9 protein-coding genes are annotated in these 14,299 nt (G+C 70.5%); 8 read left to right on the top strand and 1 reads right to left on the bottom strand.

The annotated features are described in order from the left end of the window. Window positions 1-45 precede the first annotated feature (45 nt). Window positions 46-2,202 (bottom strand): hypothetical protein, encoded by a 2,157-nt coding sequence (locus ACM6LR_RS11035; RefSeq protein WP_414938794.1) that lies wholly within the window; start codon window positions 2,200-2,202, stop codon window positions 46-48. Window positions 2,203-2,863: 661 nt separating this feature from the next. On the opposite strand from ACM6LR_RS11035, the gene ACM6LR_RS11030 reads away from it, so the two are divergent. Genes ACM6LR_RS11030 through ACM6LR_RS10995 form a run of 8 tightly spaced genes read left to right on the top strand, consistent with a single transcriptional unit; the run spans window position 2,864 to window position 14,285 of the window. After that, window positions 2,864-4,189: a lysine N(6)-hydroxylase/L-ornithine N(5)-oxygenase family protein gene (locus tag ACM6LR_RS11030; protein WP_414938795.1), complete on the top strand. Its 1,326-nt coding sequence runs from the start codon at window positions 2,864-2,866 to the stop codon at window positions 4,187-4,189. Between the two features lie 8 nt (window positions 4,190-4,197). Beyond that, the gene (locus ACM6LR_RS11025) at window positions 4,198-5,280 is read left to right on the top strand and encodes an NAD(P)/FAD-dependent oxidoreductase (RefSeq protein ID WP_414938796.1); all 1,083 of its coding nucleotides are present in this window, start codon (window positions 4,198-4,200) and stop codon (window positions 5,278-5,280) included. Between the two features lie 2 nt (window positions 5,281-5,282). Continuing rightward, window positions 5,283-7,541, top strand: a complete 2,259-nt coding sequence (locus ACM6LR_RS11020; RefSeq protein WP_414938797.1) for a class I tRNA ligase family protein — start codon at window positions 5,283-5,285, stop codon at window positions 7,539-7,541. Next, complete coding sequence (locus ACM6LR_RS11015; RefSeq protein ID WP_414943685.1) at window positions 7,538-10,831, top strand: amino acid adenylation domain-containing protein; 3,294 nt, start codon at window positions 7,538-7,540, stop codon at window positions 10,829-10,831. Before ACM6LR_RS11020 ends, ACM6LR_RS11015 begins: the two co-directional genes overlap by 4 nt. Continuing rightward, entirely contained in the window at window positions 10,828-12,393 is a 1,566-nt protein-coding gene (locus ACM6LR_RS11010; protein WP_414943684.1) for an AMP-binding protein, read from the top strand. The genes ACM6LR_RS11015 and ACM6LR_RS11010 overlap by 4 nt, the downstream gene beginning before the upstream one ends. Continuing rightward, window positions 12,383-12,649 (top strand): acyl carrier protein, encoded by a 267-nt coding sequence (locus ACM6LR_RS11005; protein ID WP_414938800.1) that lies wholly within the window; start codon window positions 12,383-12,385, stop codon window positions 12,647-12,649. The genes ACM6LR_RS11010 and ACM6LR_RS11005 overlap by 11 nt, the downstream gene beginning before the upstream one ends. Then, window positions 12,646-13,263 (top strand): GNAT family N-acetyltransferase, encoded by a 618-nt coding sequence (locus ACM6LR_RS11000; RefSeq protein WP_414938801.1) that lies wholly within the window; start codon window positions 12,646-12,648, stop codon window positions 13,261-13,263. Before ACM6LR_RS11005 ends, ACM6LR_RS11000 begins: the two co-directional genes overlap by 4 nt. Further along, complete coding sequence (locus tag ACM6LR_RS10995; RefSeq protein WP_414938802.1) at window positions 13,260-14,285, top strand: C45 family autoproteolytic acyltransferase/hydolase; 1,026 nt, start codon at window positions 13,260-13,262, stop codon at window positions 14,283-14,285. The genes ACM6LR_RS11000 and ACM6LR_RS10995 overlap by 4 nt, the downstream gene beginning before the upstream one ends. The last annotated feature ends 14 nt before the right edge of the window (window positions 14,286-14,299 follow it).

Here is a 14,299-nt window from a genome sequence, read left to right as displayed (position 1 = left end):
TCGTCCCCGTGCGGCGTTCGGCCGCGCTCGCGGCCCGGTTTTCGATCATAACGACGCGGCGGGCAGTCGGCAGCCCAGCGCGGCCAGCTCCACGGCGCCCTCGTCCCGCCGGTCCGGGAGCAGGCAGAGGGTGCAGGCACGCTCGAAGCGGGCACCGATCGCCTGCCATCCGGATATCGCTTCGTTCAGCGCCACGCGGTCGTCGTGGAGCCGGCCGCGGGCACGGGCGAGGCAGGCCGCGGCCCAGGTGTTCTCCCCGGCCGCGGGTTCGGCGGCGGCCAGCAGAGACTCGGCGCCGGGATCCCCGGCGACGACCGCGATTTCCGCGGCGATGGCCCAGGCGTAGGCGTCGTAGAACTGGTGCGAGGTGTCGTACCAGTCGCTTTCCGGTGTCAGCGCTACGGACTTCGCAGCCTCGGCATCGCCTTGATGCAAGGCGACCCGGGGGAGCGCGAACGCCGCGAAGCTCTCCCTGAGCCGGCTGTGCACACCCGGTTCCGACAACATCTGCGCCCGCTCGACCCACTCGTCGTGCCGGCCGGTGTTCCCGCGCAGGCCGTGCACCAGGCCCGCGGCGTGCGCGGCCGGGGCCATCCAGCGGGCGGCGGGCCGGCCGACGCGCTGCCAGGCGTCCCACGTGGTCTCCGCGTACTCCAGCGCCTTGTCGAATTCACCGCTCAGTGCCAGCGGGACGACGAACTTGCTGGCCCGCATGTACAGGCCGCGGAAGGGGTCTTCCCAGGACGTTTCCGCCGCGCGGACGGCGTCCGGCAGCCTGCCCGCGGCGAGCGCGACCAGCGGCACCACGTGCAGTGTGTCGACGACCTCCACCCCGATGTTCGGTTCGTGCCGGGGGAGTTTCTCGAACAGGGCCAGCCGTTCACCGCAAGAGTCGTGTGCGCGGGCGAAGCGGCCGGAGGCGCCGTCCGCGCTGGCCACCGCGTCCAGTGCCGCCGAGATCAGCACCGGCTGGTCGGTGGCCCGTGCGGCGTCCAGGGCGATCGCCGTCAGGTCCAGGTCGGGGGTGGTCTTCTCGCCGGTGGCGTTCCACGCGCGCGCGGCCGCGAGATAGGCCTCGGCGACCCGGTCGCCGTCCGGGGCGGCGCGTTCGGCTTCGGCCATCAGCTCGACGAGCCGTTCGTGCGGGACCAGGTCGGTGAACGTGGCCGGGAACCGGTTGCCGATGCAGACGGCGTAGGCCAGGGCGATGGCGGCGCCTGCCCCGTCGCCACCCCGGACGGCGCGCTCCGCGGCCTGCTGGAGCAGAGTGAACGCCGGCTCTCCTTGGTGCTCGGTCATGGCGACGTCGGCGGCCGAGCGCAGGTCACGTGCGGCGGCGCGGTCCTCGGGGGCGAGTGCGGCCGCCTGTTCGAAGGTGGCGCGTGCCTCGGACAGGAACTGCCGCGCGTAAAGAAGTTCGGCCAAGGTACGGGCGATGTCGTGGTGGCGGGCGTCCGGGACGGTCCGAGCGCGCACCGTGGCGCGCAGGTCGTCGGCGACCAGGTCGAACCGGTCGCGCCAGTCGCCACCGGTCTCCACGGCGGCACGTAGTTCCGCAGCCTCTTGTTCCGCCCAGCCGACGCGTCGGTCCGTGGCGGTCTCCGGCTGGGACATCAGGTCGTGGACCTCCGGCGGAAGCCACCAGCCTTCCTTCTCTCGCCGCGCCAGGCCTGAAGAAGACAGCCTGGTCAGGGCGGCTTCGGCGGCGGCCGGGGTGACGCCCGCCAGCGCGGCCGCCATCCGGACGTCGAAGGTGCGGGAGTGCAAGGAGGCGGCCGCCAGCAGCGCGGCGTCCTCGACGGAGATTTCCCTCTCGCGGTAAGGAATCCACGGCGCCGAAAGCGGGATGGCGTGTTCGCCTGGGACGCCGAGCGGGGCGGGCGACTCGGCCAGCACGGTCAGGTTAGGGCACTGCCGGAGCAGTTCGGCGACCAGTTCGGCGACCTCGTCGGGCCGATGCCCGCAACCGCGTACGACCAGCAGTGGCCTGCCCTGGCGCAGGGGTGTGCGCAGCGCCTCGGAGAGGGGCTCCGCCGGCCGCTCGACGACCCCCAGCGCGGCGGCCGCGGCCTGAGGGAAGGTGCCCGGAAGTCGCCCTGCCGTTATTTCGGTGACGCCGGAATAATCGCTTTCCGTGTCCCGGACGGCCTGTGCGATCGCATCCGCCCTCGCGGACGGTGATTCTCCCGTGATGGTCGTCAACTGGTTTTCTGTCAGGCTATCGATAATCTCGTCCGGCGCAATCACAGATCCAGCTTGGCAGGTCGCCAGGAACCGACAACTCGGGAAAGTATCTTCACACGTTCGGCGCAAGCCGAACGTCGAAAATAGGATTGTGTTAATGCGTCCATAAAGGACGGAATGTGGTCGGAACGGCTGCCCGAACATCGACCATGTGGCGGTGTCGATGGTGCGGACGGGCTACGAAAGCGGGTGTTCGGTGACCGTTCTCGTTGTGAATCAACAAAAGATCACCGCTCGCTGTGCGTTGTCCGTGAATCGCGTGCTAGCGTTGGCACGGCACCAAGAGGCGGCACGGAATCGATGTGTTCGCCGACTGAACGTGGTGCGTGGTCCTCGTCCGCGACGGATTAATCACACGGTGGGGCCTGGGGTCGCGTCGATTGGCCGGAAGGCACTCGCTCCTTATCCTCGGGTAGCGAATTCGGCGTGTCCTTGACCTGAAGTCCCGGTTAATCGGGCTGGTGGCGTCTGTGCGCTCGCCGGTGCGATTCACCGTTGACGAATCATGGAAGTACGCGTGAAGGGTAGTACGGGAAGGGGTCACGATGCGCGAGAAAATCGAGAACCGGACGCGGAGAACGCGACGGCCAGCCGTCTGCGAGAAAGGGAGGAACGCGTGGTGACCGCTCCTTCGCCGCGACGTCCCCACCAGGAGGCAGCGCACTACCGGTGCCTCGGGGTCGGGGTGGGGCCAGCCAATCTCAGCCTGGCGTCCCTGCTGCACGACCGGGACGGGGTCGCCAACCTGTTCCTCGACCGGGAAGAGCGGTTCGGCTGGCACGACGGGCAGCAGATACCGGGGGCGACGCTGCAGGTGTCGCTGCTCAAAGACCTGGTCACGCTGTCCGATCCGACCAACCGGTTCTCGTTCCTGTCCTATCTGCACGACCAGGGCCGGATCTACCACTTCATCAACGCCCAGTTCGACGCCGTGCCGCGGCAGGAGTTCCGCAACTACCTCCAATGGGCCAGCGAGGTCAACCAGAACGTCCGGTTCGGTGAAGAGGTCCGCGAAGTCGACTTCGTCGGGTCGTCCTTCGTCGTGCGCACCACCAAACGAACGGCCACCGCGGACAACGTGGTGGTCGGGATCGGCACGCGGCCCTGGGTGCCGGAACCGGCACGCGGCAAGCTCGGCCACTCGCAGTTCCACGTCAGCGACTTCGTCTCGAGCAGCCGCGACTTCGCGGGCAAGCGGGTCGCGGTGGTCGGCGGCGGGCAGTCGGGTGCCGAGGTCTTCCTCGACCTGCTTTCCCGGCCCGCGGAGCAACTGCCCCGCCGGGTGACCTGGGTTTCCCGGCGGCACAACTTCTTCCCGATCGACGACACCCCGTTCACCAACGAGTACTTCGTCCCCAGCTACTCCGACTACTTCTTCGACCTCGATCGCACCGCGCGGGTCGCGCTCAACGCGCAGAACGTGCTGACCAGCGACGGCATCTCCGAATCCACGCTGCGGGAGATTTATCAGCGGCTCTACGCCCACCGGTTCGTCGACGGCGCCGGCGACCTGTTCGCCCTGCTGCCCAACCGGACCGTGAAGGACGTCAACGCCGACCGCGACGTCTGGGACCTGACCGTCGAGGGCAACGACGATCCGGACCTGGTCGAGCATGTGGAAGCCGACTTCGTGGTCTGGGCCACCGGTTACCGCCCGGCCGCCGCGGAGTTCCTGTCGCCGTTGGAGGACAGGCTCGAACGCGTCGGCGACGAATACAACGTGGACAAGGATTTCGCCATCCGCTGGGATGGTCCCCGCGACCGCTCGGTGTTCCTGCAGAACGGGGTGCGCGAGCAGCGCGGCCTCGCCGACCCGAACCTGAGCCTGGTCGCCTGGCGCAGCGAACGGATCATGGACCGGCTGCTCGGCGTGCGCTCGAATGAGCAACTGGAGCCGTTCATCGACTGGGCGGGCAAGCACGCCGACGAGCTGAACAGGGCGTGAGGGGCGTGGTGGCCCCTCGGACCGCACCGCGAACCGGTGCGACGCGGGAGGACGTCGCCGATGTGGCCGTGCTCGGCGCGGGCATCGTCGGCTGCCTGATCGCCCGCGAGATCGCGCGTCGCGCGCCGGAGGCGTCGGTGCTGCTGCTCGACCGCGACCAGGTCGGCGGCGGCGCCTCGCTGCGGTCGGCGGGACTGCACACGCCGCGCGGCGCCACCCCGGCGGTGCGGGAGATGACCCGCTTCAGCCAGGACTACTACACCGATCTGTTGCGCGACCGTCCCGATCTGCCCCTCCACCCGGTGGCCATGCGGGTCGTCGGCACTCCCGCCGACGAGCCGAAGCTGCGGACCGATTACCTGCCCGAAGCCGAACTCACCGCCACCGAAGACCTGCCCGCCGACGTGCGCCTGCCGGAGGGCTCCGTCGCCTGGTCGGTGCGCGGCAGTCACTACGCCGACGTCGCCGAAGTGACCCGCGCACTGACCGCCGGCCTGCGTTCCACCGTCGTAGTGCGGGAGGCGGTGCGGGTCGAGGCCGTGTCCGAAGGCCCGGCCGGTGTCGGCCTCCGGCTCGGCACCGGCGAAGAACTGACCGCGGGCCGGGTGGTCCTCGCCCCCGGCCCGTGGCTGGCCGCCCCCGCGTGGCGTTCGCTGCTGGCGCCGGTGGGCGCCAGGGTCAAGAAGGTCGCCGCGCTGCACGTCGGCGGGCGGCCCGCACCCGGCGACGCCGCCGTGGTGTTCGAGCGCGAGGACGCGTTCCTGTTGCCGCTGCCCGAACGCGGGCACTGGCTGTTCAGCTACACCTGCCAGGAATGGGACGTCGACCCGGACGAGCCGTCCACCGGGCTGACCGGGCACGACCTGGACGGGGCGCGGGAGATCCTGCGGCGCTACGCCCCCGCGATGGCGGTGGACCGCGTCTCCGGACGGGTCTTCTGCGACGCCTACAGCGGGACCGGCGAGCCCGTGGCACGTGCCCTCGGCGACGGCCGGGTCGTGTTCGCGGGCGCGGCGAACGGGTCCGGCTACCGGCTCGCGCCCGCCATCGCCGCCCGCGCCGCCGACCTGCTCGACCTAGGAGGAAGTTGATCGTGGACATCAGTACGTTCACCGGCGAGAACCTGAGCCGGGCGTTCGGTATCGACGTGGCCGCATTGGATCCGGGCGGTGCCGCGGACTTGGGCGTCGGCGCGTCCTGGGGCCGGGTGGCGCCCGGGGTGCGGTCGCTGACCCACCAGCACGACGAGACCGAGGTGTGGGTGCTCGTCGCGGGTGCCGGCGACCTGGTCGTCGACGGCGCCGAGCACCGGATCGAGGCCGGGGCCGTGGTGCGCTTCGACCCGTTCGAGACCCATTACGTCACCAACAACGGCGAGACCGACCTGGTGCTGGCGTCGTTCTTCTGGCGCGACACCACCCGTGCCGTGGCGGCCGCGGGGCGGTCGGTGCGCCGCCGCTTCGATCGGCGCCCGGTCTTCGTGTTCTCTTCCGCGCCCACCCCCAACGGCGATCTGCACCTCGGTCACCTGGCGGGGCCGTTCTTCGCCGCCGACGCCTACACCCGGTTCCAGCGGATGAACGGCGTCCAGGCCTGGCACGTCTGCGGAAGCGACGACTACCAGAACTACGTCGCCGCGGCCGGGGCCAAGGAAGGCCGCACCCCGCTGGAAACCGCCGAACACTACAGCGGCCGGATCCGGGAAGCCCTCGCGGCCATGGACATCGAGGTCCACCAGTTCACCGCCACCAGCACCGACGACACCTACCCGGACGGCCTGCGCCGGTTCTTCAGCAAGCTCGCCGCCTCCGACACGGTGCGCCTCGCCGAGGCCGACGCGTTGTTCGACCCGGAATCGGGCCGGTACCTCTACGAAGCCGGCGTCACCGGCACCTGCCCGTCCTGTGGGGAGACCACCGGCGGCAACATCTGCGAGGGCTGCAAGGAACCCAACTCCGTCGCCGATCTCGGGAACCCGGTGTCGGCCGAATCCGGCGCCTCGCCCCGGCGCGGCACCGTGCGCCGCTATCAGCTCGCCCTGCACGAACTAGCCGACTACGTGCGTGACCACCACCGCAAGGGCCGGGTTCCGGCCTCGGTCAAGGAACTGGCCGCTCGCGTGCTGTCCCGCGGACCGGTCGAGGTCCCGCTGACCCATCCCGCCGACTGGGGACTGACGCCCGTCGAGTCCGATGTGGACGGACAGGTGGTGTGGTCGTGGATCGACTACGCCTACAGCATCCTGCACGGCATCGGCGCGCTCACCGGCCACGACTGGCGGACCGCCGATCCGGACGCCGACTGGAAGATCGTGCACTTCCTCGGCGCCGACGGGAGTTTCTTCCACCCCATCGTCGTCCCGGCGCTCTATCGGGCGGCGCATCCGGGCTGGGAACCCGACATCGACTACCACATCAACGAGTTCTACCTGCTCCAGCAGCGCAAGTTCTCCACCAGCCGCCGCCACGCGGTGTGGGGACGCGACGTGCTCGGCCCGGAGACCGCGGACGCGTACCGGCTCTACCTGGCGCTGACCCGCCCGGAGGGCAGGCGCACCAACTTCGACCCGGACGAGTTCGACGTCTTCACCCGCGAGACACTCGAAGGTGAGTGGCAGGGCTGGCTCGCCGGCCTGGGCGAACGCCTGGCCCGCGACCACGACGGCAAAGTCCCCGACGCCGGTGTCTGGACGCCGGAGCACACGGCGTTCCTGGCCCGGCTCACCGAGCGGCTCGCCGCGCTGACCCGTTCGCTGGGCGCCGACGGGTTCTCGCTGAACTCCGCCGCCGCCGAACTGCTCGGCCTGGTCGAGGACACCCGCGCGTTCGCCGCCAGGGAGTCGGCCGCCGCGCACGTCGGCGACTGGGCCGACGACGCGCGTACCGCCCTCGCGCTGGAGGTGGCGGCGGCCCGGTTGCTGGCCACCTGCGCAACGCCGGTGGTGCCCCGGTTCGCGGGTGCCCTCGCCGAAGCGCTGGGCCTGCCCGCCGAGCGAACTTGGCCGCATAACGTGGAACTGGTGCCCGCGGGCACCGCCGCGACTCTCGCCGGTCGCACCTTCTTCGGGAAACGACCTCAGGAAGAGTCACCGCTGCTGCCGTGGCTTTCCGGCGTCGTGCGCGAGGTGCTGAGGCTGCCCGCCGACGAGCCGGTGGCACACCTTTCCCTGACCGAACTGGGCATGCAGTCGATGCAGGCCGTCGCGCTGCAGTACCAGCTGACCGACCGGCTGGACGCCGACGTCCCGCTGGAGACGCTGCTCAACGGCGGTGACGTCGCAGGCCTCGCCGTCATCCTGGCCGAGGAGCTGCCCGAAGACGTCGTGCGCAAGCACGCGGAGGTGAGCCGATGACGACGACCGAACGAGAGACCACCGCCCAGGTACTGCGGGAACTGCGTGCGCGCGGGCTCAACGTCAGCCTCTCGGGTTCCGACCTGAAGCTGCAGGGGCCGCGCGAGCGGATGGACGCCGACCTGGTGGCGAAGGTCAAGGCACACAAGGCCGATCTGGTCGGCTACCTCGACACCCCGCCGGGGGCGCCGATGACGGCTTTGCAGCGCGGCTACCTGATCGGCCGCGACCAGCAGGTGGAGATCGGCTCGGCCAGCCACGTCTACCACGAGATCTCCGGCGGCTGGGACGTCGGCAAGCTGGAATCGGCGCTGAACGAGGTGGTGGCCAGGCACGGCATCCTGCGCACCCGGTTCACCGAGGACGGGACGCAGATCGTGCAGCGTGCCGCGAAGGTGCCGATCGTCCGGTACGACCTGCGCGGAAAGCCCGCCGAGGAGCAGGAATCGCATCGGGAGGCCGTACGCGCCGAACGCGCCCACCGCAGCCTGCCCGCCGACGAGGCACCGCTACTGGCCGTCGCGGTCACCCTGCTCTCCGACGAGGAAATGCTGCTGCACGTCGATCACGACGGGTTGATCCTCGACGCGATCAGCATCTTCCTGTTCTTCCAGCAGTGGCACGCCGCGTACACCGGAGAGGCCGGCGAGCCCGAAGAAGAGGCGGCGTTCGCGGATTTCGTCGCCGCTCAGGAACGGGCTCGCGACCGGGCTCCCGCCAAGCGGTCCAAGGAGTACTGGCTGGCCCGACTGGACGACCTCGCGCCGCATCCGGACCTGCCGTTGCGGACCAGTCCGTCTTCGATCACCGAAGCCCGGTTCACCGCGCGTTTCGCCCGCCTCGACAGTCCACAATGGACTGTCCTTGAGGAGCGGGCCGCCGAGCACGGGCTGACGCCGTCTGGACTGCTGCTGGCCGTCTACGCCGAAGTGCTGACCTGCTGGGGCGCGGGGGAGCGGTTCACCCTCAACACCACCGTGGCCAACCGGCCGCCGATCCACCCGCGCATCCACACCGCGCTGGGCAACTTCGGCGAGACCATGCTGGTCCAGGCCGCGCCGGACGCCGGTGCCGGATTCGCCGACCGTGCCCGCGCCATCCAGGCGTCGTTGCGCGAGTCGCTGGACAACCGGCACTTCTCCGGCATCGACGTCCTGCGTGAACTGGCCCGCCGGGACGGCGCCGACGCCCGGATGCCGTACACCTTCAACAGTGCCATCGGGTACGAGGGCGCCGACGGGTCCGCGATGGAACTGTTCGGCCCCGAGGTCCACACCGAGAGCCAGACTCCGCAGGTATGGCTGGACGTGTCGCCCTTCGAACAGCACGGCGGGGTCGTCGTGCAGTTCGACAGCGTCGACGAACTGTTCCCCGAGGGCCTGGTCGACGCGCTGGTCGGTGGCTACCAGCGGCTGCTCGGCGAGCTCCAGGACCCGGACGCCTGGTCCCGGCGGATCTTCGACCTGCGCCCGGACGACCAGCGCGCCCGTCGCGCCGCCGTCAACGACACCGCGACCGAGATCCCGGACCCCCTCCTCCCGCAACGGTTCCTGGCCCAGGCGACGGCCACTCCGGACGCTCCGGCGGTGATCACCGCTGCGGCCGAGGTCAGCTACGGCGACCTGTACGCGCACGTCCAGCGGGCCGCGCGGTGGCTGCGTGACCGCGGAGTCCGCCGCGACGAGCCGGTCGGGCTGGTGATGACTCGCGGACCCGAGCACGTCGCGGGCATCCTCGCCATCGTGCTCGCCGGCGGGGCGTATCTGCCGGTCGACGCCGGACTGCCCGCCGAACGGCGCGCGCTCATGCTCGCCGACGGCGGCACCCGGTTCGTCCTGACCAACACCGGATACACCGACGGCGAGCGCGAAGTACTGGGTCTCGACCTGACGCGTCCCGCCGAGGCCGTCGAGCCGGTGGAACCGTTGCCCGACGCCGATCCGGACGATGTGGCGTACGTGCTCTACACCTCCGGCACCACCGGCAGGCCCAAGGGCGTCATGGTGACCCACAGAGCGGTCGCCAACGTCGTCGCGGACTGCAACAGCCGCTTCGGCATCGGCCCCGCCGACCGGTTCTTCGGCATCAGCATGTTCTCCTTCGACCTGTCCGTTTACGACGTCTTCGGCGCGCTGGCGGCCGGGGCAGCGGTCGTGTTGCCGGACGCCGACCAGGCCGCCGACCCGGCGCACTGGCTGCGGTTGTGCGGTCAGGCCGGGGTGACCGTGTGGAACTCGGTGCCCGCCATCGCCGGGTTGCTGCTCGAACAGGCCGAGGCCGACGGCGCCGGATCGCTGAAGACGTTGCGGCTGGTCATGATGAGCGGTGACCGGCTGCCGCCGGCGCTGCCCGCCGCGTTGCGGGCGATGCGTCCCGGCGTGGACGTGATCTCGCTGGGCGGGCCCACCGAGACGACCATCTGGAACATCTCGCATCCGGTCGGCGAGCACGAGGACGGCACCGAGTCGATCCCGTACGGCAAACCGAACGCCAACAACCGGGCCTACGTGCTCGACGCGGCGGGCCGCGACCTGCCGGACTGGGTCACCGGAGAGATCTGCGCGGCGGGCACCGGCCTGGCACGCGGCTACTGGCAGGACGCGGAGCGTACCGCCGAACGGTTCTTCGACGACCCGGCGCGCGGCGAGCGGATCTACCGCACCGGGGACCTGGGCCGCTGGCTACCCACCGGCGAGATCGAGATCCTCGGCCGGTCGGACTTCCAGATCAAGGTCAACGGCTATCGCATCGAGGCGGGTGAGGTCGAGACCCGGCTGGTCGCCCTGGACACGGTCCGCCGAGCCGTGGTGGCCCGCGAGTCCGGCGCACGCGGTGCCCGGCTGGTCGCGCACCTCGTGCCCACCGGGGAAGCCCGCCCCAGCTCCCACGAACTCGGCGAGCAGTTGCGTGACGTGCTGCCGCCGTACATGGTGCCGTCCGGCGTGTACTGGCACGACGCGTTCCCGTTGACCCGCAACGGAAAGGTCGACCGAGCCAAACTGCAGGACCACAAGCCGGACGCGGTGTCCGTCGCCGAGGCGCCGCCGGACACCGATTTGGAGCGCGAAGTCGCGCAGCTCTGGGCGAAGGTCCTCAAGGCCGACGCCCCGTCCGCCACCACGACTGTGTTCGACCTCGGCGGCGATTCGCTGGCCGCGGCCCGCATCTTCGCGGGTGTCCGGAAACGGTTCGGGGTCGGTTTCACGCTGGACCGGCTGCCCGAACTGGACACCGTGCGCCGCATGGCCGCCAAAATCGCCGCCGCCCCACGGAAGGGGGATCGCCGATGACCACCACCGAGACTCCGACCACGCCGCGTTCCACCGGTACGGCCGAGGTGCTGAACAGCATCACCACCACCCCACCCGAACCGGGGCACCGGCTGTACATCGCCCGGCTCGACCGCACCGAAGACGTCGACCTGCGCGAGGTGCACGAGATGGCGGGCAGGCTCGCCCGAGCGCTCGTCGGTCTGGGCGTCCGGCGCGGCGACCGGGTCGGGGTGCTGGCGCCCAACTGCCTGGAATGGGTGCTGCTGGACCTGGCGGCCCTGCGCGTCGGCGCGGTGACCGTCGGCTTCGACCCGGCCAAGTTCGACCCCGACCCGGCGCTGGCCGTCCGGTACGGCCTGACGTTGCTTTTCGCCGACGGCGAAGGCGATCGGGTGCAGCCACTCACCGACGTCCGCACGCTGGCCGCCGATCAGGCCGCGGTCCCGCCCGACCCGGTGCGCTACGGCCCGGACGACTTCACCACCCTCAAACTCACGTCGGGCAGCACCGGCGAGCCCAAGGGCATGACCGCCTCGGTCGGCAGCATCGACGCCGGGATCGCCGCCGTGCAGGAGATCTTCGAGCACGGCGCCGAGGACAACCTGTTCGTCTTCCTGCCGTTGTCCGTTCTGCAGCAGCGGTATTGGGTCTACTCGGCGCTGCACTACGGCCACGACGTCACCCTGAGCACCTACGAAGCCGCGTTCCCCACACTGCGCCGCGTCAAGCCCACCGTGGTGATGGGCGTGCCGGGGTTCTTCGCCACCGCCAAGGCCTACATCGAGCGGCAGGTCGAGCGGACCGGTCCGGAGACCCCGCCGTCCGAGGCGCTGGCCGAAGGCGCCCGCCGGGTGTTCGGCGACCGCGTCCGCTACCTGTGGACCGGCTCCGCGCCGGCCGCCGAGGACGTCCTCCGGTTCTTCACCGACGCCGGGCTGCCCATCTACGAGGGCTATGGGCTCAACGAGACCTGCGTGGTCACGAAGAACCATCCGGGCGCGCACCGGCCCGGCAGCGTCGGCAAAGTGCTGCCGCACAAGGAAGTGCTCATCGACGACGAAGGCGTCGTCAGCGTGCGCAGCCGGTTCCCGGTCTGCGACCGCTACGAGTTCGCCCCGCCCGGCGCCTCCGAACGGGTGTTCCCGGCGCCCGGTCTGGTTCGCACCGGCGATCTCGGGGAACTGGACGAAGAGGGCTACCTGTACATCAACGGGCGGGCCGACGACGTGATCGTGCTCGAGAACGGGCGGAAAGTGGTGGTGCGCCCGGTGGAGGACCACATGCGCACCAGCCCGGCCATCGCCGAATGCGTGCTGTTCTGCCCCGCCGAGACCTATCTGGTGGCGGTGGTGTCCCCGGCGTCGCTGCCCGCCGACAAGGCGGCGATCACCGAGCAGCTCACCCGTACCAACGCCGCTTTCGGCGCCGACGAGCAGATCCGCAAGGTGGTCGTCGCCGCCGAACCGTTCGGTGTCGGCAACGGGCTGCTCACCTCACAGTTCAAACCGGTGCGGTCGCGGATCGCCGACCGTTACCACGACGAGATCCACGACGACCAAGGGAGCGTTCATGTCTGCTGACCAGACCACCATCGACGACACGGTGCGGGACAACCTGTCCCGGGTGCTGAGCAGGCCGGTCGAACCCGCCGAACTCGACCCGGACCGCGACCTCGCGGACGGCTACGGCCTGACCTCGATGCAGAAGGTGATGTTCCTGATGTCCGCCTGCGATGACACCGGAGTCGGCCTGGAGGCCTTCACCGAGCCGGACGTGGCCGCCATGCGCACCCTGCGCGACGTCACCGACGCCCTCGCCGGGGCGGTGACGAAGTGACCGAGCAGAACTGGGCGGACCTCGCCCGGACCGAACTGGCCGACGAGCACGTGGTACTGCGCCCGATCGCCGAGACCGACCGCGAGCCACTGCGCACGCACGCGCTCGACCCGGCGATCTGGCGTTACTTCGTGCAGTTGATCGAGACCGACGAACAGTTCGACGCGTTCTTCGACGCCGCTGTCGCCGACCAGGCCGCGGGGGACCGGGTCGTGTACGTCATCACCGACCTGTCGTCCGGGCTGATCGCGGGGAGCATGAGCTTCTGCAGCATCAACCAGGCCGCGGGACGGCTGGAGATCGGCTGGTCCTGGCTGGGCACCAAATTCCACGGCAAGGGCGTCAACCACTGGGCCAAGTACCTGATGCTGCGCGAGGCCTTCGAGCACCTGGGCGCCGAGCGGGTCGAGTTCAAGACCGACGCGCTGAACAAGCAGGCCCGCCAGGGACTTCGCAACATCGGCGCGGCGGAGGAGGGCATCCTGCGCAGCTTCAACCCGATGCCGGGCAACCGCCGCCGGGACGCCGTCTTCTACAGCGTCCTGCGCGCCGAATGGCCCGAGGTCGCGGCCACCCTGCTCGCGGGCAGGAAGGGCAAGGAGCGTGGCTCGTGACCATTCCCTTGGTACATGCCCCCGGTGACGCCTTCGCCCGCGGCCGGGCACATGGCGAGGCGCTCGCGACCGGGCTGCGGGGCTTCCTCGGCGACCGGCTCGCCCGCCTCAACGCGCTCTCGCCCGATCCGCTGACCCTCGACGCGCTGCGCCCGGACCTCGCCGCGTACGCCGACGCCATCGACGAACAGACCCCGGAACTGGGTGCGGAGATCCGCGGCCTGGCCGACGGTGCGGGCATCGCCCACGAGGAGGCGGTGCTGCTGCAGGTGCGCCGCGAGGTGCTCGGCTACCAGAAGCTGCCGACGATGGGCGACTGCACCACCTACGCGCGGACCGGAGCCGAACCGGTGCTGGCACAGACCGTCGACCTCAACGGCGACCTCGACGACCACATCGCCGTCCTGGACGTGCGAGCCGGGACGCGGCGGTCGCTGGTGCTCAGCTTCGGCGGCCTGCTCGGCTACCTCGGCGTCAACAACGCCGGGCTCGCCGTGGGGCTGAACCTGGTGCTGGCCGGGAAATGGCGGCACGGGCTGTCGCCGTATCTGGCGATCCGGCATCTGCTGGACACCTGCGACACCGTCGCCGAGGCACTGGACGCGCTGCGCGGCCTGCGGCTGGCCAGTTCGCGGTCGCTGACCTTGTGCGACGCGAAAACGACTGCCTGGGTGGAGGTCGCCGACGACGACGTCCGGGTGACCGAGGGTGCGGAATCGACGCATACCAACCATTTCCTGCATCCGGACCTCGCACCGCGCGACGAGCTGACCGTGTTCGCCCGCAACTTCTCCGTGCAGCGCCTGAAGGCCTGCCGCACGGGGCTCGACCGGCTTCCGGCGCGAGCGTCCACAGAGGACCATTTCGCGCTGCTGTCCCAGGATCCGGTGCGCGTCGCCGGGAACGGCGACATCCGCCGCGACCGAACCGTCGCCGCGGTGGTGCTCCGGCCGGGCCGGGGGGAACTGCACGTACGCCCCGGCGACCCGGCCGTCTCGGCCACCGAATCCTTCGCGCTCTGATCCCGAGAGGAGAC

It is taken from the genome of Amycolatopsis sp. cmx-11-32, from assembly GCF_047608695.1.
Lineage (GTDB): Bacteria > Actinomycetota > Actinomycetes > Mycobacteriales > Pseudonocardiaceae > Amycolatopsis.
Note: the sequence above shows the minus strand (reverse complement) of the source record. Positions and strands in the feature narration are given on the sequence as shown.

Excerpts from the sequence above, each read along its gene's own strand:
- ACM6LR_RS11015 (WP_414943685.1), top strand. The coding sequence starts at position 7,538 with ATGACGACGACCGAACGAGAGACCACCGCCCAGGTACTGCGGGAACTG.
- ACM6LR_RS11010 (WP_414943684.1), top strand. The coding sequence starts at position 10,828 with ATGACCACCACCGAGACTCCGACCACGCCGCGTTCCACCGGTACGGCC.
- ACM6LR_RS11005 (WP_414938800.1), top strand. The coding sequence starts at position 12,383 with ATGTCTGCTGACCAGACCACCATCGACGACACGGTGCGGGACAACCTG.